The organism is Paenibacillus sp. FSL R7-0313 (assembly GCF_037969885.1).
In the GTDB taxonomy this organism is placed as follows: Bacteria; Bacillota; Bacilli; order Paenibacillales; family Paenibacillaceae; genus Paenibacillus.
In genome coordinates this window covers 4,023,755-4,042,280 of record NZ_CP150219.1, presented here as the reverse complement: position 1 = coordinate 4,042,280, position 18,526 = coordinate 4,023,755, and the positions used below count along the sequence as shown (strand labels likewise).

At 47.3% G+C, this 18,526-nt stretch carries 13 protein-coding genes; all 13 read right to left on the bottom strand.

Annotated elements, in window-relative coordinates; genetic code table 11:
• Positions 1-65: 65 nt before the first annotated feature.
• The 13 genes from NSQ38_RS17770 to NSQ38_RS17710 all read right to left on the bottom strand — a co-directional run bounded on the left by NSQ38_RS17770 (position 66) and on the right by NSQ38_RS17710 (position 18,428).
• On the bottom strand, positions 66-2,738 hold the full coding sequence (locus tag NSQ38_RS17770; protein ID WP_339783236.1) for a PBP1A family penicillin-binding protein: 2,673 nt from the start codon (positions 2,736-2,738) through the stop codon (positions 66-68).
• A gap of 170 nt (positions 2,739-2,908) precedes the next feature.
• Positions 2,909-3,151 carry an RNA chaperone Hfq gene (gene hfq, locus NSQ38_RS17765; RefSeq protein ID WP_017687918.1) on the bottom strand — a complete coding sequence of 81 codons (243 nt, stop codon included), beginning with the start codon at positions 3,149-3,151 and terminating at the stop codon, positions 2,909-2,911.
• A gap of 374 nt (positions 3,152-3,525) precedes the next feature.
• On the bottom strand, positions 3,526-4,482 hold the full coding sequence (miaA, locus tag NSQ38_RS17760) for a tRNA (adenosine(37)-N6)-dimethylallyltransferase MiaA (RefSeq protein ID WP_307411331.1): 957 nt from the start codon (positions 4,480-4,482) through the stop codon (positions 3,526-3,528).
• A complete protein-coding gene (locus NSQ38_RS17755; protein ID WP_339783234.1) occupies positions 4,463-5,248 on the bottom strand; it encodes a class I SAM-dependent methyltransferase in 786 nt (261 codons plus the stop codon). Before NSQ38_RS17755 ends, miaA begins: the two co-directional genes overlap by 20 nt.
• A 17-nt stretch (positions 5,249-5,265) precedes the next feature.
• Positions 5,266-7,473, bottom strand: coding sequence for a DNA mismatch repair endonuclease MutL (mutL, locus tag NSQ38_RS17750; protein ID WP_339783232.1), 2,208 nt, complete (start codon positions 7,471-7,473; stop codon positions 5,266-5,268).
• Between the two features lie 21 nt (positions 7,474-7,494).
• Entirely contained in the window at positions 7,495-10,296 is a 2,802-nt protein-coding gene (mutS, locus tag NSQ38_RS17745; protein WP_339783230.1) for a DNA mismatch repair protein MutS, read from the bottom strand.
• A gap of 386 nt (positions 10,297-10,682) precedes the next feature.
• Entirely contained in the window at positions 10,683-11,933 is a 1,251-nt protein-coding gene (locus NSQ38_RS17740; protein WP_339783229.1) for a hypothetical protein, read from the bottom strand.
• 202 nt (positions 11,934-12,135) lie between these two features.
• Entirely contained in the window at positions 12,136-12,696 is a 561-nt protein-coding gene (locus tag NSQ38_RS17735; protein WP_017687912.1) for an outer spore coat protein CotE, read from the bottom strand.
• A 75-nt stretch (positions 12,697-12,771) separates the two neighbouring features.
• On the bottom strand, positions 12,772-13,749 hold the full coding sequence (locus NSQ38_RS17730) for an aromatic acid exporter family protein (RefSeq protein ID WP_315935873.1): 978 nt from the start codon (positions 13,747-13,749) through the stop codon (positions 12,772-12,774).
• A 347-nt stretch (positions 13,750-14,096) separates the two neighbouring features.
• Positions 14,097-14,921 carry an ABC transporter permease gene (locus NSQ38_RS17725; RefSeq protein WP_036613952.1) on the bottom strand — a complete coding sequence of 275 codons (825 nt, stop codon included), beginning with the start codon at positions 14,919-14,921 and terminating at the stop codon, positions 14,097-14,099.
• 5 nt (positions 14,922-14,926) lie between these two features.
• Complete coding sequence (locus NSQ38_RS17720; protein WP_076317596.1) at positions 14,927-15,721, bottom strand: ABC transporter ATP-binding protein; 795 nt, start codon at positions 15,719-15,721, stop codon at positions 14,927-14,929.
• 28 nt (positions 15,722-15,749) lie between these two features.
• A complete protein-coding gene (locus NSQ38_RS17715) occupies positions 15,750-16,754 on the bottom strand; it encodes an ABC transporter substrate-binding protein (protein WP_339783227.1) in 1,005 nt (334 codons plus the stop codon).
• A 159-nt stretch (positions 16,755-16,913) separates the two neighbouring features.
• Positions 16,914-18,428 (bottom strand): carboxypeptidase M32, encoded by a 1,515-nt coding sequence (locus NSQ38_RS17710; protein ID WP_339783225.1) that lies wholly within the window; start codon positions 18,426-18,428, stop codon positions 16,914-16,916.
• Positions 18,429-18,526 lie beyond the last annotated feature (98 nt).

Sequence of the window (18,526 nt, the reverse complement as noted above, 5' to 3'; positions counted from 1 at the left end):
AAAACTGCTTCACCGGTTTTCCCGGGAAGCAGTTTTTTAATGTAGCTATTTAGTGATTCATTGGCTTAACCGCCGGTTCCAGCTTGAGAATCTGCAGGTGCATCTGTTCCTCCAGTATCCCCACTCGTTCCGCTGTCCGGAGTTACAACCTCGCCCGGCGTTGTTACGGCCCCATCATCGGAGCCTTCACCGGTACCGCCTGGCTCTGTTGTCCCCTGGCCAGGCGGGGTCGTGTTTCCTCCCCCAGGTTGACCGTTTCCTTGGCCGGGTCCACCGTTATTGCCACCGTTGCCATTGTTTCCGTTGTTACCATTACCATTTCCGTTGTTGCCATTTTCATTTCCATTACCGTTATTACCGTTCGAGTTGCCATTATCCGGTGAACCATTATCCGGATTCTCCGTACCTGGCTGCTCAGGATCTATCTCTGTTCCAGGGTCTATACCAGGATCAGGTTCCTCCGGCGGCATTTCCTGTGCTTCAATCATCAAGGAAATAGTGTTGGAAGGATCCGTCTCAAGTCCTGATGCCACATCGTAAGCTGTCACATAGTACTCATAGGTTAGACCAGGCAACGCACTTAAATCTTGTGCATTGGTCGCTCCTATTGCATCAATGAGATGAGTGAACTGGGCTTCCGATGTTTCTTTCCGATAAATCCGATATTGCGTACTCGCGTCACCCGTTCCAGTCCAACTTAGGGAGACGGTTTGTGCATTTGGATCGTATGATCCACTCAGCCCACTAACGGACAGAGCCGGCTTTTCTGGTTCTTCTACTGGCGGAGGTGCCTGCCCTCCAGCTGGTGTTTTGAATTGCTTCACTGGAACGCCTTTTAAAGCATCTCCCATGACTTTGGCAAAGAAAGCTGCCGACAGCTTACTGCTGTTCTTAAGCATGTGATTGGCATCCGGATTGTCATAGCCCATCCAGACTGCGGCAGTCCATTCCGGTGTGTATCCAACAAACCATACATCACGGTTGGCACTGTTACCAGAGATACCACTTTGAACAGTTCCTGTTTTACCCGCTACGGGGCGATCCAGACGTGCTGAACGTCCCGTACCGTCATTAACAACGTTCTGCAGCATCTGTGTAAGCTGATACGCATTTTGCTCGCTCATGACACGCGTTGTGTCCGAGTTATCGTGTTTGTAAGTGGTTTTGCCTGCGCTATCCTTAATTTCCTTAATCGAATAGGCTTGTCGGTATTCTCCGAGGTTGGCAAATGCACTATAGGCTTGCGCCATTTCCAGTGTATTTGTACCTTTACTTAGACCACCGAGGGCAATCGCCAAGTTTTTGTCTTCATCTGTCAGCTGTATACCTACACTCTTGGCAAAATTAATGCCTGTGTTAACGCCTATTTTATCAAGTAGCCAAACCGCAGGAATATTTTCCGATTTCGTAATGGCTTCTGTCATACTGATCGTCGAAGAATATCCATGCAAGTTACCAGGACAATAGTTACCAAAACATTGCTTTGCATTACTCAGCGACGAGTTGGCACTGTAATTTCCTGATTCAAGCGCCGGTGCATAAGACACAATCGGTTTAAAAGCTGAACCTGGTTGTCTTCGACTCTGCGTTACACGGCTATAACCTTTAGTCTGATAATCCCGTCCACCCAGGAGGGCAACGAGGCTACCATTCTCATGGTTCATAATAACCATGGAGCCTTGAACCTGTTGATCATCTTTACTTGCCTCGAACAGACTATCATCTGTGAACGCAGTTTCCATGGCTGTTTGAGCCTGAGCATCCATAGTTGTATAGATTTTGTATCCGCCGATATTCAGATCATCTTCCGTTTTACCTGTTACTCGTTCAGCTTCACGGAGCACATAATCAATAAAGGCTTGATATTTCTGGTCTTTTTCTGGTCGCTTGTAGTTATAGTTAACCTCTTTTGCTTCATCCATCTCCGCCTTGGTAATGTAGCCTTGTTCATACATCAGCTGCAATACCACACCACGGCGTGCTTTAGAATCGTTTGGATTGCTCACCGGATTGTAGGCAGAAGGGCCTTTAGGCATAGCTGCTAAGGTAGCGATTTGCCATAACTTCAACTGACTCAAATCTTTTTGTCCAAAATAAAATTCAGATGCCGCTTTAATCCCGTAACGCTGATGGCCGAAGAAAATCCGGTTCAGATACATCGTCAGGATTTCGTCTTTTGTGTACTTGCGCTCCAATGCCATGGCAATCGATACTTCCGTTGCTTTACGGAAGAACGTCTTGTCACGGGACAAGAACATGTTCTTGGCAAGCTGTTGGGTTAGTGTACTACCACCCTCCACCATGGAACGAGCCATGACGTCCTTAACCGCAGCACGCCCAATGGACCAGATATCCACACCTTGGTGATCGTAGAAGCGTTTATCCTCCGTCGCAACAAAGGCTTGCTTCACCAATTCAGGAATATCGTCTTCTTTGACGGGCTCCAGCTTCTGAATGGATAGCTCCCCCATTAATTGGCCATTGCGATCATATACTTTTGAAGTTTCATTAATTGTAGTTTTGTCCTTGTTAGCTTTGAGCAGATTTTCACCACTCACCATAATAAATAAATATCCGCCTAGTGCACAGAATATGGCGATAGCCATTGTGAAAAACAGTGTCCATCCAACGCGTTTACCCGTAATTTTTTTCTTTTTAGAGGTCTTTGGCTTCGCTTTTTTGGGTGACTTGTTATTGTTGTTGCGATTGTTAGACCTCGACAACGGATCGTTTGGCATGTTACCTCCTGACTCCCTTTCGGTTGCATAATTTCTAATCGTCTGTAGGCTCAGGCATATATTAAACATATTTTGCCCGGAATGAAAAGAACAACCCTTTATTCAGGTTGCTCTGTTTCAATACCTATACTTGTAGACGAAATGATTGGTGAAAAGGTTTCGTAATTTTTTTAAGCTTCGCCGCTGTTATCTTGCTGCATCAGCGATACGCTGCGTTGCGGCGTGAACGTGGAGATGGCATGCTTGTAGACCATTTGCTGGCGTCCGTCGCTGTCAATGACGATCGTAAAATTGTCAAATGCCTTGATCGTCCCGCGGATTTGGAAGCCGTTGGTCAGATAGACCGTAGCAGGAATATTTTCTTTCCGCAGTTGGTTCAAGAACGTATCTTGGATGTTGATGGACTTGTTCATTAGCCGTACCCCCATTGGTTCATTTGAATTCGTGTTCAAGTAATATTCAATATCGCTGAGTAGCTTTCGTGCTATTATATCATGAACAGTTTCATATAATCCACAAAAACCCCTTGTCTGCTATTTTACCCCCATTCTTGGCGAGGTGAACAAATAGAAGACTTATCCATTATACACCGCTTGTCTGTTTTGCAAAAGAGGGACGAAATCTTCATTTTAAAGCACAATTATTCGTTGTTTAGCGAACGCTTAATCTCTACCATCTGTTCTAGTGATAAGTAAAAAACCTCTATCCTTTTGTTGACTAAAAGGTAGAGGTTTACATATCTTGATCTAATCGATGCCTGTCAGAAGATTACTAATAATCGCTCAAATCAATCAAATTTTCGTGTAATCAATTCACTTATCTGCTTGTATTTCCCTTCAAAATCTTGGGTATCCGTCATGTCCACCCATTCAATATCTTTCATATGACGGAACCAGGAAAGCTGCCGTTTGGCAAACCGACGTGTATCCCTCTTCAACCACTCAACCGCAGCTTCCCAACTCACTTCCCCTTGTAGGAACGCTGCAATCTCCTTATACCCCAGCCCTTGCATGGAAATATGACCTCTGGCCACTCCGCGTTCCAACAGAGACTTCACTTCATCCACCAGACCTTGTTCGATCATCAGATCAATCCGCTCTTCTACCCGGGCGTACAACTTCTGCCGATCCATTGTCAAACCAACAATAAGAAGGTCATAAGGCGACTCTTTCTTCTGTACTGCCAGCTGATCAGACCACTTCTCGCCTGTGAGATGATGGATCTCAAGCGCACGTACAATTCGCCGTTGGTCATTCGGATGCAGACGATCCGCACTAACGGGATCAACTTCCCTCAATCGATCATGAAGGGCCTGTGCTCCATATTGCTCCGCATAACTGAATTGTTCCTCTCTGAACGCTTCATCTGAACCGCTATCCGAAAATTGGAAGCCGTAACAAACGGATTCCACATACAGACCGGTGCCACCTACAATAAAAGGCATTTTCCCACGTTCATGAATTTCACTTATCAATCGGGTGCAACTTTCCTGAAACTCGGCCACAGAATAGGGGTACTCCGGTTCATGAATATCAATCAGATGATGAGGAACACCCTTCATTTCTTCAGAGGTAATCTTGGCTGTTCCGATATCCATTTCACGATATACCTGCATCGAATCTCCTGAGATAATCTCACAATTGAAAGCTTGGGCAAGCTCGATGCTCATTCTTGTTTTACCTACTGCTGTCGGCCCAACCAGCACAAGCAGTTTAGGTTTTGGTTTAACTTCCACTTTCAACATTAATCACTCCGTACAGGGTTTTTGCATTCGCCCGATCAAGTATTTCAAATCCGAGCCTGTCAAACTCCGCGCTGCCGCGCTTTTCTTTCATCACTACCCGTTTACGGGCAACCCGTTTCGCTTCCACAATACTCTGTTCATCCAGCGCATGAGCATTTGCATAATCTCGCAAGGGCTGTATAGCACTTGAATCCATCATTGGTTCACGGAACATGGGGTCAAAATATACAGTGTCACAGCTTCGATCCGGCATGGAACGCAGTAACTCAAGATGATCCACATGCCGCAGATCTATGCGCCGAAAAGCCTCATCCACCAAGGGTTGATTGCTCTTATAATGGGACATGCCCTCCAGCAGCAGGGTATAGAGCGGTTGAGAACTTTCACAGGCAATGACTTGTCCACTCTTCCCAGCCGCAACCGAAAATACCAGCGCATCTGAACCGAGTCCAGCGGTACAATCAACAATGGTGTCTCCCTCAAGCACCGAACCAGCTTCCAGCATAGGATCGGCTTCACCTCTTAGAACACGTTTAGCGCGAACAAATCCCATACTGGGGTGAAACTCAAGCTCCGTCGCATCTTTGCGAAACAAACGCGCTCTGCCATTGAGCACGACCAGTATTTCGTTGGTTCCACACTGTTCAATCAGTTTGGGTAAAGACGTTCTATTGCGCGGTACGTAGGTACCTCCTGTCGTTTCGGCAAGCTTACGCGCACGCTCCACCTGAGAGGCAATCTCCTTGTCACCGGTTGTAATGTACATAATGTCCCCCTAAATAGCTACATCACTCGTTTAAATAATTTTTCCAGATCATACGTTGAAAATGAAACCACAATCGGCCGCCCATGTGGACAAGTGTAGGGCTGACGACATGAACCCAAACGCTGAATTAGCACTTCTGCTTCCTGATCCGTCAGCTTCTGGTTGGCTTTGATGGACGCCTTGCAGGAGCACATAATAGATGCAGCTTCCCGCATCTTGGCCACATCTATGCTGCGTTCGCTAAGAACCCATTCGGACATTTCTTCGATAATGTCTTTCTCGTCCCCTTTAGGGAACCAGAACGGATGGGAGCGCACACGGAACGTCTGTCCACCAAAATGCTCCAAATATACACCTGCCTGCTCGAACCAGGCCAGTCTTGTTTTCAGTTTTTCGGTCTCTGAAGGTGTGAACTCCAGCGTAATCGGCAGCAATAACTCTTGTGAGGCCTGGGCAGGATTACCAAATTTCTCGTAATAGTACTCATAATTCACGCGTTCATGAGCGGCATGCTGATCAATCAAATATAAACCTTGGTCATTCTGCGCGATCAAATACGTACCATGATGCTGTCCGATCAGACTCAGCTCCGGAAATGCGGGCATGGATGCATCCGATTTCATAGCAGCAGCAAGTTTAGTGGCATCAGGCAGATTTGAAGTTTTCCACGTTCGTTCTTCTCTCGCAATCGAAGATGAATTGTAGGATGTACGTGCTTCTCTAACCGGTGAAGTTACGGAATCGGAACGATAGGTAGCCGGTTTTCCTTCAGCCAGTGGTTTCTCTGTTGCTACACGATCTTGAGAAAAAAGGGCCGCCGTTTGAGAAGTTTCGGAAGAACTTGTGCTTACATCCTTGGTACCTTCCTGCACATTAGCGGATGTCTGCCCCCCGTCAAGACTAGTCCCCTTCTGCAAACTATCCCCGTTCCAACTTTCTAACTGCTCAGGGGAGTGTGTAACCTCAGGTGGAGCTTCGGGCAACGGTACGGTCTGCCCCTGTTCAGATACTGGCTGTGCTGCAGACACATCCGCCGGAGCATCCAAATCCAGATCATCATCTTCTGCAATCAACTTTAACAATGCACTGGTAGGTTTCCCTAGCGGGCCTTGTTGTCCGTATCCTTCTGCATCAGTTGAATCTTTCAGCGGACCACGTGGAAAGAGGAATTGTTCCTGAATGAAGGAGCTATCATCTCCACGTCGGATCTGCTGTTTTTTGACCTGTGGAATCAATACCTCCTGCCGGAGTATACCTCGCAACGTCGTCTCTATGAATTCATACAGTTCTGCTTCCTTGCTAAAGCGAACCTCCAACTTCGCCGGATGCACGTTCACATCCACAAGGGATGGGTGCATCTCCAACTGCACCACGACAAGTGGGAAGCGATTGATGGGTAGCAAGGTATGGTAGGCTTTGAGAATCGCCTGATTGAGACCGTAATTGCGAACAAATCGCCCATTAACAATCGTTGACATCCCATTACGATTCGCTCGTGTCCATTCTGGCAGGCTGATCAGCCCACTCACCCGGTAATCCAGACTTTCTCCCTGAATGGGGAGCATCGCCTTCGCTGCACTTGTACCATAGATCGCTGCAACCACTTGCAGCAGATCGCCATTTCCCAACGTTTGAAGCAACACATTCTCATTATGTCGCAGTCTGAACGAAATATTAGGGTGAGACATCGCCATCCGGTAAAGAACATCTGATATATGTCCCAGTTCCGTCTGGATCGTTTTCATATATTTGAGTCTGGCTGGTGTATTGTAAAATAGTTCTCTCACTGCAAAATCTGTACCTTGGGGTGAGGTTGCATCTTCATGAGAGACAAGGTTCCCGCCTTCAATCACGATGCGGCGCCCCCGCCCATCATTGTCACTTGCCGACAATACCTCTACCTTTGACACAGCGGCAATACTCGCCAGGGCTTCTCCGCGGAATCCAAGACTTGTGATCTGGAACAGATCTCGGCCATGAGCTATTTTACTGGTCGCATGACGATAAAAGGCAGTTTCCATATCCTCTGGTTCGATACCTGAACCATTGTCTTTGACACGAATACTGAGGAGTCCGCCCTCTTCCACTGTTACTTCAATCTTGGTGGCGCCTGCATCCACCGAGTTTTCGAGCAACTCTTTGACAACCGAAGCAGGCCTTTCGACCACTTCACCCGCCGCAATCTGGTTGGCAATATGTTCATCAAGCACATGTATTTTCGCCACAGGTTTTCCCCTCCCTTATATTCAGGATAATTGCTGTGCCTTCAATTTGAGATCATTCAATATCTGCATCGCCTGAAGAGGCGTCATATTCATGACATCGATATCTTTCATCGTACGGATGAATTCTCGCGCTGGTTTATCCACCGCAACTACATCCGGTTTTGTTACCACATTCGGCTCATCATCCCCAAAGATCGACAGTTGAACCACATCCGAATGGTTTGCACTGGACTGTACCTTGCTGTTTGATTTCTTGGCATGTTGCTTCCCGACCGACTCTTCAATAGAAGGTGTGTACTCTGAACTCTCCACAATCTCGTGTTCCCGGATCAATGGTACTGAATCCGTGTGCTGGAATTCTCCACCTTTTAATTTCAAGCCTTCTTCCTGCTTCTCGCTACCGATATATTCACTGCCCACAGCTACTTGCGCGGCCGCATGTTCGAACCCATGCAATAGTCCATTCGCGCGCTCAATAATGCTATCAGGCAGACCTGCAAGGCGTGCACAATAGATACCATAACTGCTGCTGGCTGCCCCGGCAATCAATTTGCGCAGGAAATTAACTTTGTCACCGCTCTCCTGTACCGCCATTGAGTAGTTGGCCAGCTTGTCCAGACTCTCCTCCAGATGAGCAAGCTCATGGAAATGAGTTGATACAAGAGCTTTACAGCCGATAATATCATGTACATATTCAATAACAGACTGAGCAATCGCCATACCTTCACTTGTCGACGTTCCCCGTCCCAATTCATCGATAATAATCAGACTGCGTGGTGTGGCTTTATCCGTCATGACCTGAATGTCGGCCATCTCCACCATGAATGTGCTCTGTCCACCAATGAGATCATCCGCGGCACCGATTCGTGTGAAAATGCGATCCATGATCGGCACCTCCGCCTGACCCGCTGGCACAAAGCAACCCACTTGCGCCAAAATGGAGATCAAAGCGACCTGTCTCATATACGTACTCTTACCAGCCATATTTGGTCCAGTAATCAGCAGAATACGTGCCTCTTCCTTGGTCATTGCCGTATGGTTGGCAATAAATGCGCCATCTCGCATGACAGCCTCGACAACCGGATGGCGCCCTTCTTCCACAACCAGATCATAACCGTCGGTCAACGTAGGCCGTACAAAGTTTCGCTCAGCACTAATCACCGCAAAAGATTGATACACATCAATTTCGGCTACCTGTTCGGCCAGCTTCTGCAATCTTGCGATCTCTTTGTTCAGCCGCTCGCGCAGCTCTGCGAACAGTCCATACTCAATATCAACCATTTTGTCCTGAGCTTCGAGAATCAACGTCTCTTTTTCCTTCAACTCCGGCGTAATATATCGTTCTGCATTGGCAAGTGTCTGTTTACGTTCATATCGTCCCTCTGGCAACGCGGACAGATTGGACTTGGTGATCTCGATATAATAACCAAACACTTTGTTATATCCAATCTTCAGCGATCGAATGCCTGTCGCCTCACGCTCGCGCGCTTCCAGCTCCGCAATCCACTGTTTCCCGTTGACCGAAGCCTCACGCAATTCATCCAGACGTTCATGGTACCCTTCACGAATCAGACCCCCGTCCCTTACCGATACCGGCGGCTCGTCCACAATGGCTTGCCCGATAGCTTCACGCAGATCATTGCAATCATCCATCGTTTCGGCAATATGCTGCAATGTTGTGGAAGATGATCCTGCGCAATGCTGACGAAGTCCTGGGATTTTCTCCAGCGATGATTTGAGCGCATTCAGGTCACGACCATTGGCATTACCAAATGCAATCCGGCCTACCAAACGCTCCAAATCATAGATGTCTTTGAGTTCTGCCCGCAGGTCCTCACGCAATATAAACTGGTTGTACAAGGTATCCACTGCTTCAAGACGCTCATTAATTTTCCCTTTTTGCAATAATGGCTTATCGACCCAGCGACGCAGCATTCTTGCACCCATGGATGTCTCTGTCCGATCAAGCAACCAGAGTAATGAACCTTTTTTGGAGCGTTCACGCACGGTTTCCACCAATTCCAGGTTCCGACGGGTAAACGGGTCCAAGATCATATAATGATCTGGCTCATAGGTAGAGATTTGAGTTAATTGTCCCAGAGAACGTTTCTGTGTCTCACTTAAATAGGAGAAAAGACGTGCAATGCACGCTTGACGTTCAGGCTCTAATCTTGCCCATACAGCCTCGCCAAACTGCTGACGGACCAGATCTTCCTTATTCTTTGTCCACGACGTGTATACCACAGGACGACCGATTGGAGACGCCTCAGCTTCTACTGTTTCAAGCAGCGCTGCATCCCCCACCAGCTCCGATGGTTCGTAGATGCCGATTTCATCCTTGAGCCATTCCTTGGAATAGGGCACCGATGTCACATACAACTCACCCGTTGACAGATCACAGGCCGCCAGCGCCAACGTATTTTGATTACCTGTAAGACAGACCATGTAGTTGTTGGATTTATCCCCCAGCGTTTTGCCTTCCATCACCGTTCCGGGTGTAACCACACGTACAATTTCGCGTCGTACCATACCTTTCGTTACACTCGCATCTTCCATCTGTTCACATATCGCAACTTTATATCCTTTTTCAATCAGACGCTGTATGTAATTGTCAGCCGAATGATAAGGTACACCGCACATCGGAATTTTGTCATCCGTGCCTCCGTTACGTGCGGTCAGCGTTATCTCAAGTTCACGAGCAGCATTAATCGCATCCTCGAAGAACATTTCATAGAAGTCACCCAATCTAAAAAATAGAAAAGCATCTTGTGCTTCGGCCTTCACTTGCAAATATTGTTGAATCATTGGCGTATACTGAGCCATGATGAATATCCTCCATCCCATTCCTATAATGTCAGGAAGAAACGCGTCCTGGAAGGACAATAAGACGGTCAGGCACTGTGTTTGCGCCTCCGCCTTATGTGTTGGCTAATCGCCACTTCCTTCAAAGGTTGCTGCTCCATATCTTCCGTAGCTATAACTTATAAAGGTTGTTCAAAAAGTCCGCTTTTGATTACGAAGGATGCCTAGTGGCATCATCAGCGTCGAATATGGCATTCAGCCGAAATGTCCGTTGCTCACGTAGTTTTCCTACGCTCCGCTACTCCATTTCTAGCTTCATCCCATCTTCTCGGTACTGAAAACCGTTCTTTTTGAACTCGCACTTATAAAAGACTTGTTTCTTATTATATCAAAAAAACGTCCGTACTTCATGAACCTGCCCGAATATTCCAGAGTTTGCGAATATCACGGCTCTCATCCCAGGTTCTTCCCAGTTTTAATTGAAGGAGTAACGGTGACGCATACCGTTCATAACGTGCATATCCCTCCAACTTCTTCAGATCATCTGCCAGAGCTGGAATGTATTCCTTGATTACTTCGCGCTTTCCTTCATAAAAAGCGGCATGAACTTCAGCTTTCTCCAACGGACGCTGCCGTAATTGAGTATACCCGCTCGCGATTAGACCTGCCAAGGCCACAACGCCCTTTGCAACAAGGGGCGACACAAGAAAGCTGGGTAACGTACGATACTCAAACCCACCGTAGGATTTCAGGCGAAAATCCCCAAGTGCTCCATAACGTGGCCGTCTTCCGGATCCACGCGGGTCTTGAAGAAATGCCAGTGGCAATGCCAGATAATTGTCCAGTGCTCGGAGCAGGTCTCCGGTAAGATTCACGCCACTAAAATGAATATGACCGCCTAGAGGTAACCCCCGCTGTGGCATCCCTCCTGCCTGCCAGATGAGCGAGTGATCACTAATGCTGCGGGAAGCGGCTGCGAATGCCCTCATCAGATGAGCCAGCAGTTCTCGTGGTTCGGAGCTTGGAGACGGTCTCAGTTCGGCAACCGGATATATGCGCCGTCCACCAATCGTCACGGAATCACAGCCTGCCATTCCGGTACGTTCAAGAAATTTGGAGGCAGGTACGATTTTAGATTCTGGCATCTGCACCAGAAGGAACTCGGGGTCCATGCCGAGTATTGGAATGGGTCTGTGACTCAGTTCCTCATCCAGCAGTTCCTGATGCTGCTTCCAGCTTTCCATATAGGTAAAAGCAAGGTTGGTCACCCCTTTCCAGGGACACGGATCAATCGAAATCACTGCACAACCGCCGTTCTCTGAGGATTCCATTCGAACAGCTCCATGATCCAGCCCTAGCGTATACAGCGTTTTGATCGCAAGTCGTTCTACGCGCTTGAACAAGGTTGAACTCGCTTCACGCTCCAACAGAGTTTCCTGTGCCCCTCCCATGCCACTAGTATCCTTGCGCTTAATCCGGATCGCCTGCAGACAGCTTATCTCCACGTCATAGCGTACACGCAAGCCTGGTTCACGTTTGCGCCGATCTTGCAATGATAATACTTCAATGCCTGCCTGTTTCAACCGTTCTGTGCGTTCTCCAGAAGTCATCCTTTCATATCGGCGCAGCGCTTCCTCCGCTTGTTCCATCACATTCATTACGTCCCCCCCTCCCGGATCATGCAACTAAAATAAAAATAACCCCGCAATGCGGAGCCTTCCCGTGAAAGGTATTCCAGGCACATTGCGAGGCTCGTTACCACCCATTTTTCAATATTTAAGAAGAAAGAGGGCTTACGCCCTCTTCACCGCGCCTTCTGGCGCATATGATACCTTAGGTTATCAAATACAGGCGTCAAACTCACAGCTCATCGTCGAGCAGATCGGGATCGAGATCGTCATAATCTCCATCGGCACTGCCAAAGTCATAGTCCTTGTCTTCGTAATCACCGCAACCATCTGTGCAGACCTTCACACAAACTTTGGTTTCGGCAACGAGTTCCACAGCGAATTCTCGTTCTACCCGGATAATTACACTGCTTCCACCTGCGGATACTGTGGCTTCCACACAGCTAGGTTCCTGCGTTGCATCCGCAGATACCTCCACTGTGGAAGTCCGGTGTTTCGGGTCCAGATAGGACAAAGGCACATGTTCTACATACGAGACCGTTTCTTTGGCTACATCCGTCTGCGAATTCTTGTCATAGGAATACCAAATGTTGATATCGTAAGTACCAATAACTTCAATTCCGTCACCCGCTGATACGGCTTCATATTGGTGGTTGATAATCCAAGCCCCCAAAATACTTGTCGGACCATTTGGCGGAGTCACGGTATGTGTTACGGTAGAGAACTTACGACCTTTGCCGCAGATCGCCTTCGTGATAATCTCTCTACATTGATGTTTATGACTCAATGACATCTTTAAACCTCCTCCATACAATCATTCACTACAAGTGTATGCAGGGCATTCGTCTAGGGTGACAACTATTTTCTATTATTCGTTTGTAGATTGGGACCGGTCCGAGATTGGGGACGGCGCTTTGTCCTTCTTCGCGACTTTCAGATACAGCGCGAGTTCACGGCACAGCTGGAGAATTGCGGAACGAATCTCGAATTCTTCCCTTGTATCCGGCAGCTCCATACGTTTGAATTCTTCTTGCACATCTGCAAGAAGTTTTTCAGTTCGTCCGGTGTAGGATTCAGTAAGTACATCCTGACTAAGCTGATCGAACAGCTCCGATACCATTTCCGCATGTGGCATCTTCTGATAGATCTGGGACACCAGATGCATCATATGCTGGATGGAGTCCAGCTGCGTTTTGCGCATATAGAAGTAGACACTCCATTCCTCATTCGGATGAATCACCTGATTCTCCAGAGAACGCTTGGCTGCATCGATACCGCCAAGGATAGCTTTATCCGCTTCAATAAGCTCTCTCCCCGCCCATGCTTCATTGGGATTACGCAGCGTGGCTGCGAATTCCTTGAAAATCTTCGAGAAGAGTTCATCGATTCGTTTGCGAATGCGTAGCATCTGTGGATCAGCTGCCGGCATATAGGCCAGGTTAACCGCCATTGCGGAACCAAGACCAATTAGCAGCAAAGCAATTTGTACGAGGACGACATGCACGTCCATTTCCCCGCCGCCGAACACCCGAAATACCACGACCGAACCTGTTACAATACCTTCCTTGAAGCCAACCCGGACAATAACCGGGAATGCGATCAATATGTATACGGCCAGCACCCAATAATGGAAGCCTAGAAAGTGAAAAAGTACACTTGCAAATAAAAGTCCAACTACGGAAGCAAAGAAACGCGCCGATATGGTGCGAATACTTCTTTTTCTCGTTACATCCACGCCAAGAATGGCAAGCAATCCCGCTGATGTTGGTCCCGGCAAGCGACACCAGTCCGCAATCAATACAGCCATTAATGCGGCGATTGCGGTTTTAATTACCCTAAAACCCATTTAACATTCCATCTCCTCTAAGCTGCAAAAAAATTCTTAGCCAGCTCGTCGCCTCATTCATTTATCATGACTAGTATGTCTCATCCAAATGAAACTAGACGACATCAACCGACATGCGCATGCATGCCGGTCACAGCAACACGCCCCGAATGAGGGACGCTGGCAAGTTAGATCGTTGCGACAGAACCTCAAGGCCCTCTTCTCCAATCATCGCATTAATTCCGGATCTGCGCGGAATATTCATACTAAATATGGTACTTGATTTTACGGTATCGGGCAACGTGACACCCCTTGTGAAATTGTATACATATCATACCCGGTCACATTACGAGTAAAACACGTCCGAATCACCTGCGGCCAGCCAGCATTTTGCGTTCTGCATAAACAACAAGTTGGTACATGGCTGTTGCAACGGCAGCAATAATTAACAGACTTGATAATACAAGTGTGAAGTTGAATACCTGAAATCCGTAGATAATGAGATAACCTAGCCCTTGTTTGGCGACCAGAAACTCACCCACAATTACACCCACCCAAGCCATGCCAACGTTCACTTTTAAGGTCGATACAATCGCCGGAAAAGAAGCAGGTAATACAACTTTGGTAAAAATCTCGGAACGTTCTCCACCAAACGTACGAATCACTTTAATATAATTGGGATCGACTTCATTGAAGCTGTTATACACCACTAACGTTGTAATAATGACCGTAATGGACAATGTGGTCATGACAATTGCTGTAAAACCCGCGCCGAACATCACAATAAAGATCGGGCCAAGTGCTACCTTCGGCATACTGTTGAACACAACCATATAGGGGTCCAGCACTTTGGACAAAAAAGGAGACCACCAAATTAAAACCGCAAGCAAGGTTCCCACCAGTGTTCCCAGTAAAAAACCAACTGCCGTTTCCCCTACGGTTACCCCAACATGTGCCCACAACTCGCCACTAGCGATGTCCTTGCCAATCTGGGCAAAAACCTTACTCGGATAACTGAATAACAGTACATCAATCCAACGGAGTCTGCCTGCCACTTCCCATAGCAAAAACATACATACTAGCATAGATAACTGTACGGCAAGCACTTGGTGTCGCCATCTGGCCACCTGCTGAATATGATTCCGATGCAGCTGTCCCATCCATTCGTCACGCTTTTCCTGCTTCGGATTCATTGGATTCACGCGTCTTCCTCACCTCCCCCGGACTGATCCAGTTCACTCCACAACGCCTGAAACAACGCATTGAATCCTTCTTGCTCCCTGGCATGAAACGGCTGAGATTTACGAATTCCATCGGGAATGATAAATTCACGACGGATGCGGCCCGGATTGCGATCCAGTACAATGACGCGGTCACTGACCGCAATCGCTTCAGACAAATCATGGGTGACGAGAACGGATGTTTTGCCAAACTGTTTTAACGTGTCCGAGACCAGATCCTCCAATTGCAACTTGGTTTGATAATCAAGTGCTGAGAATGGTTCATCCAACAATAAAATTCCCGGATCGGTTGCCAACGTGCGCACCAGAGCTACTCGCTGTCTCATGCCCCCTGAAAGCTCTGAAGGGTACTGATTCTCCGTTCCGGCCAACCCCATACTTACCAGCAGTTCCCGTACACGCTCACGGCTCCGTTCATCCAGTCTGCCTGTCAGTTCAAGACCGATCAATGCATTATCCAGAATGGTCCGCCATGGAAACAGATAGTCTTGTTGAAGCATATAACCAATCTGTGCTGAGGGGCCGCCAACAAGTTTGCCTTTAACTTTAACCTCTCCTCGGGTGGGTGTGAGCAGCCCGGCGATGATCGACAACAATGTCGTTTTACCGCATCCACTCGGTCCAACCAGACTGACGAACTCTCCTTTTTGGATCTCCAGACTCAAGTCTTCAATCACCAATGAAGCTTCCCGCTCGCTGACGTATACTTGAGAGATCCCCTCCAGTCGGATCACACTTTCGGATTCAGGCATTCTGCTCACTTCCTTTCCTGAATACCCATCACTTTGATTTCGTAGCTTCTCCCGCATAGGCATTATCCACAATTGCATTCAAATCCACGCGTTCTTTCAACTCTCCGGCGGCACTCATGACATCAAGCAGATTGTTCCACTCTTCCTCATCAATGATCGGGTCTGTTGCGTAGCTGCCCTGTTCCTTATAACGGTTCACACTGCTTACCAAAATGGCTGGATCGATGTCTTTGAAAAAAGGAGAAATGACTTCAGCAATCTCTTCAGCCGTATGGGAATCCACCCATGCCTGCGCTTTGTGCAGACCATTTGTAAACTTCTGTACGACATCCTTATTGTCGTTAAGATAACTCTGTTTTGTCATGAAGACGGTGTAAGGCAGAAGACCACTTTCTGTTCCAAACGATGCAACAACCTTGCCCCGACCTTCTTGTTCAAAGATGGATGCCTGGGGTTCAAACAGTTGAACATAATCTCCCGTGCCTGAGGCAAAAGCAGACGCAATATTTGCAAAGTCCACATTTTGAATCAGCTCCAGATCACTTTGCGGATCAATGCCATGTTTGTTCAGTGCGAACTCCCCTGCCATTTGTGGCATGCCGCCTTTGCGCTGACCGAGAAATGTGGAATCCCTCAGTTGCTCCCAATCGAAGCTACCTTCTGTGTTACGAGCGAACAAAAATGTACCATCCGTCTGGGTGAGCTGGGCAAAGTTAATGACCGGATCTTCCGCTCCCTGCTGATAGACGTATATGGACGTCTCCGCTCCTACCAGGGCGATATCCACCGAACCTGCGAGTAATGCGGCCATCGTTTTGTCACCGCCAGCAGTCGTCTGAATGTCCACCTCAAGCCCCTGCTCCTCAAAAAAGCCTTGAGCCACGGCCACATACTCCGGTGCATAAAATACCGAACGAGTCACTTCGCCAATCGTAATTTTGGCTTCATTCTCTTCCTTATTACAGCTGGTGAGCGCCACAATAATAATCAGCAGAATAACGATGCCCCGGACGAACCATGGCGTGTATTTCATGTTGTTTCCCTCCTTCACTGGTTTCAGCAGTTTCTCTCTATTATGGATATGCCGATGCCCAGCAAAAGGTTAAGAACTTGAATGCAAAAAAGAGCCGGGCAATAATACCCGACTCTTCAGCTCTTCTAAATGTTATTCAATATGTTATTTATGGGATACCTACAGCTTGTAAATCTCGGCATATTTGGCTTCCAGATAATCGGCCAGATAATCCGGGTTCAATTCTTCACCCGTTACGGCAACAATCAATTCGGAAGGTGTGCGACTTCTACCATACCGATAGATCTTGTCTGTAAGCCATTCCTTAATTGGAATCAGATTACCTTCGGCAATAAGGGTATCAAACTCCGGCATTTCCTTGCGCAATGTATGTAGAATTTGAGCTGCATACATATTACCCAGAGAATACGATGCAAAGTAACCAAAGTCACCACCGGACCAGTGAACATCCTGAAGAACACCATCTCCATCATTCGTTGGCATAATACCGAGGTATTCTTTATATTTTGCATTCCAGGTCTCTGGCAGATCCTTCACTTCAAGGCCATCGTTGAATAACATTTTCTCGATCTCATAGCGGATAATAATGTGCAGGTTATAGGTCAGTTCATCGGCTTCAATCCGAATAAGTGAACTCTCCACGCGGTTGATTGCACGATAGAAATCTTCCAGTTCAACCTCGCTCAATTGCGGGAAATGCTGCTGCAAATCTTTGTAATAGCGTGTCCAGAATGGCAGGCTGCGACCAATCATGTTTTCCCATAGACGGGACTGAGACTCATGAATCCCCATGGACGTTCCTTCGGCAAGAAGGGTACCCGCCAGACTGTCATCAATATTTTGCTCGTATAGGGCATGTCCGCCCTCATGCAACGAACTGAAGACTGCGCTTGCTACATCATCTTGCAGATAATGTGTTGTGATCCGCACATCCCCCGGGTTAAGACCCGTTGCAAAAGGATGAACACTCTCATCCAATCGTCCAGCTTCAAAGTCATAGCCCATTTGTTCCAGGATGAACAGACTGAATTTTTCCTGCTGTTTGGTGTCAAACAATTGATTCAGGAACTCTGTATTGGGCTTGTTTTCTGAAGCATTAATCTTCTCTTGTAGAGGCACCAAACGTGCTTTGAGGCGGGCGAACACAGCGTCCACTTTTTCAACCGTCAGATCCGGTTCATACATATCAAGCAGCGTATCATAACGGGTATCCTTCACACCCCAATAATCAATAAGCTCTTGTTTGAGCTTAACGATATCTGTCAGATAAGGTGAGAATCCTGCAAAATCACTGTTATGCTTGGCATCTTCCCATGCCGTTTCCGACTTGGCCGTAAGCACGGTATAGGCTTGTACTTTCTCAGGTGGTACGGATTGACTGCGATCATGTTCTTTCTTGCAATCTTCAACCAGACGACGATCTATATCTTCGAGTTGTTCCAATACCGCTGGAGTTGTTAATGCATCCAGGTAAGTCTTCATGTCAGCTGAGGTTTGCAGCTTGAATGCTTCGGTGGACAACATACCCAACGTCTCCGAACGGGTCGGAACGCCTTTTTTCGGTGCACCTGTACGCAGATCCCAGTGAAGCAAACCAATGGCTTCATGGTAACTCTTGATTTTACGAGCCAGATTACGGAAGGATTCCAAATGTTCCTGTGTTTGTTTATCCATTGTTATCGTTCACCTCTTCAAAAAAAATGTTATACCCTATTGATGATACTTTTTGCATTGCGTATAATCAACTTTTAACAGATGAAAATTGCATTGTT

Excerpts from the sequence above, each read along its gene's own strand:
- NSQ38_RS17715 (WP_339783227.1), bottom strand. The coding sequence starts at position 16,754 with ATGAAATACACGCCATGGTTCGTCCGGGGCATCGTTATTCTGCTGATT.
- NSQ38_RS17740 (WP_339783229.1), bottom strand. The coding sequence starts at position 11,933 with ATGAATGTGATGGAACAAGCGGAGGAAGCGCTGCGCCGATATGAAAGG.
- NSQ38_RS17730 (WP_315935873.1), bottom strand. The coding sequence starts at position 13,749 with ATGGGTTTTAGGGTAATTAAAACCGCAATCGCCGCATTAATGGCTGTA.
- NSQ38_RS17725 (WP_036613952.1), bottom strand. The coding sequence starts at position 14,921 with ATGAATCCGAAGCAGGAAAAGCGTGACGAATGGATGGGACAGCTGCAT.
- NSQ38_RS17720 (WP_076317596.1), bottom strand. The coding sequence starts at position 15,721 with ATGCCTGAATCCGAAAGTGTGATCCGACTGGAGGGGATCTCTCAAGTA.
- NSQ38_RS17735 (WP_017687912.1), bottom strand. The coding sequence starts at position 12,696 with ATGTCATTGAGTCATAAACATCAATGTAGAGAGATTATCACGAAGGCG.
- NSQ38_RS17755 (WP_339783234.1), bottom strand. The coding sequence starts at position 5,248 with ATGTACATTACAACCGGTGACAAGGAGATTGCCTCTCAGGTGGAGCGT.
- miaA (WP_307411331.1), bottom strand. The coding sequence starts at position 4,482 with ATGTTGAAAGTGGAAGTTAAACCAAAACCTAAACTGCTTGTGCTGGTT.
- hfq (WP_017687918.1), bottom strand. The coding sequence starts at position 3,151 with ATGAACAAGTCCATCAACATCCAAGATACGTTCTTGAACCAACTGCGG.
- NSQ38_RS17770 (WP_339783236.1), bottom strand. The coding sequence starts at position 2,738 with ATGCCAAACGATCCGTTGTCGAGGTCTAACAATCGCAACAACAATAAC.
- mutS (WP_339783230.1), bottom strand. The coding sequence starts at position 10,296 with ATGGCTCAGTATACGCCAATGATTCAACAATATTTGCAAGTGAAGGCC.
- NSQ38_RS17710 (WP_339783225.1), bottom strand. The coding sequence starts at position 18,428 with ATGGATAAACAAACACAGGAACATTTGGAATCCTTCCGTAATCTGGCT.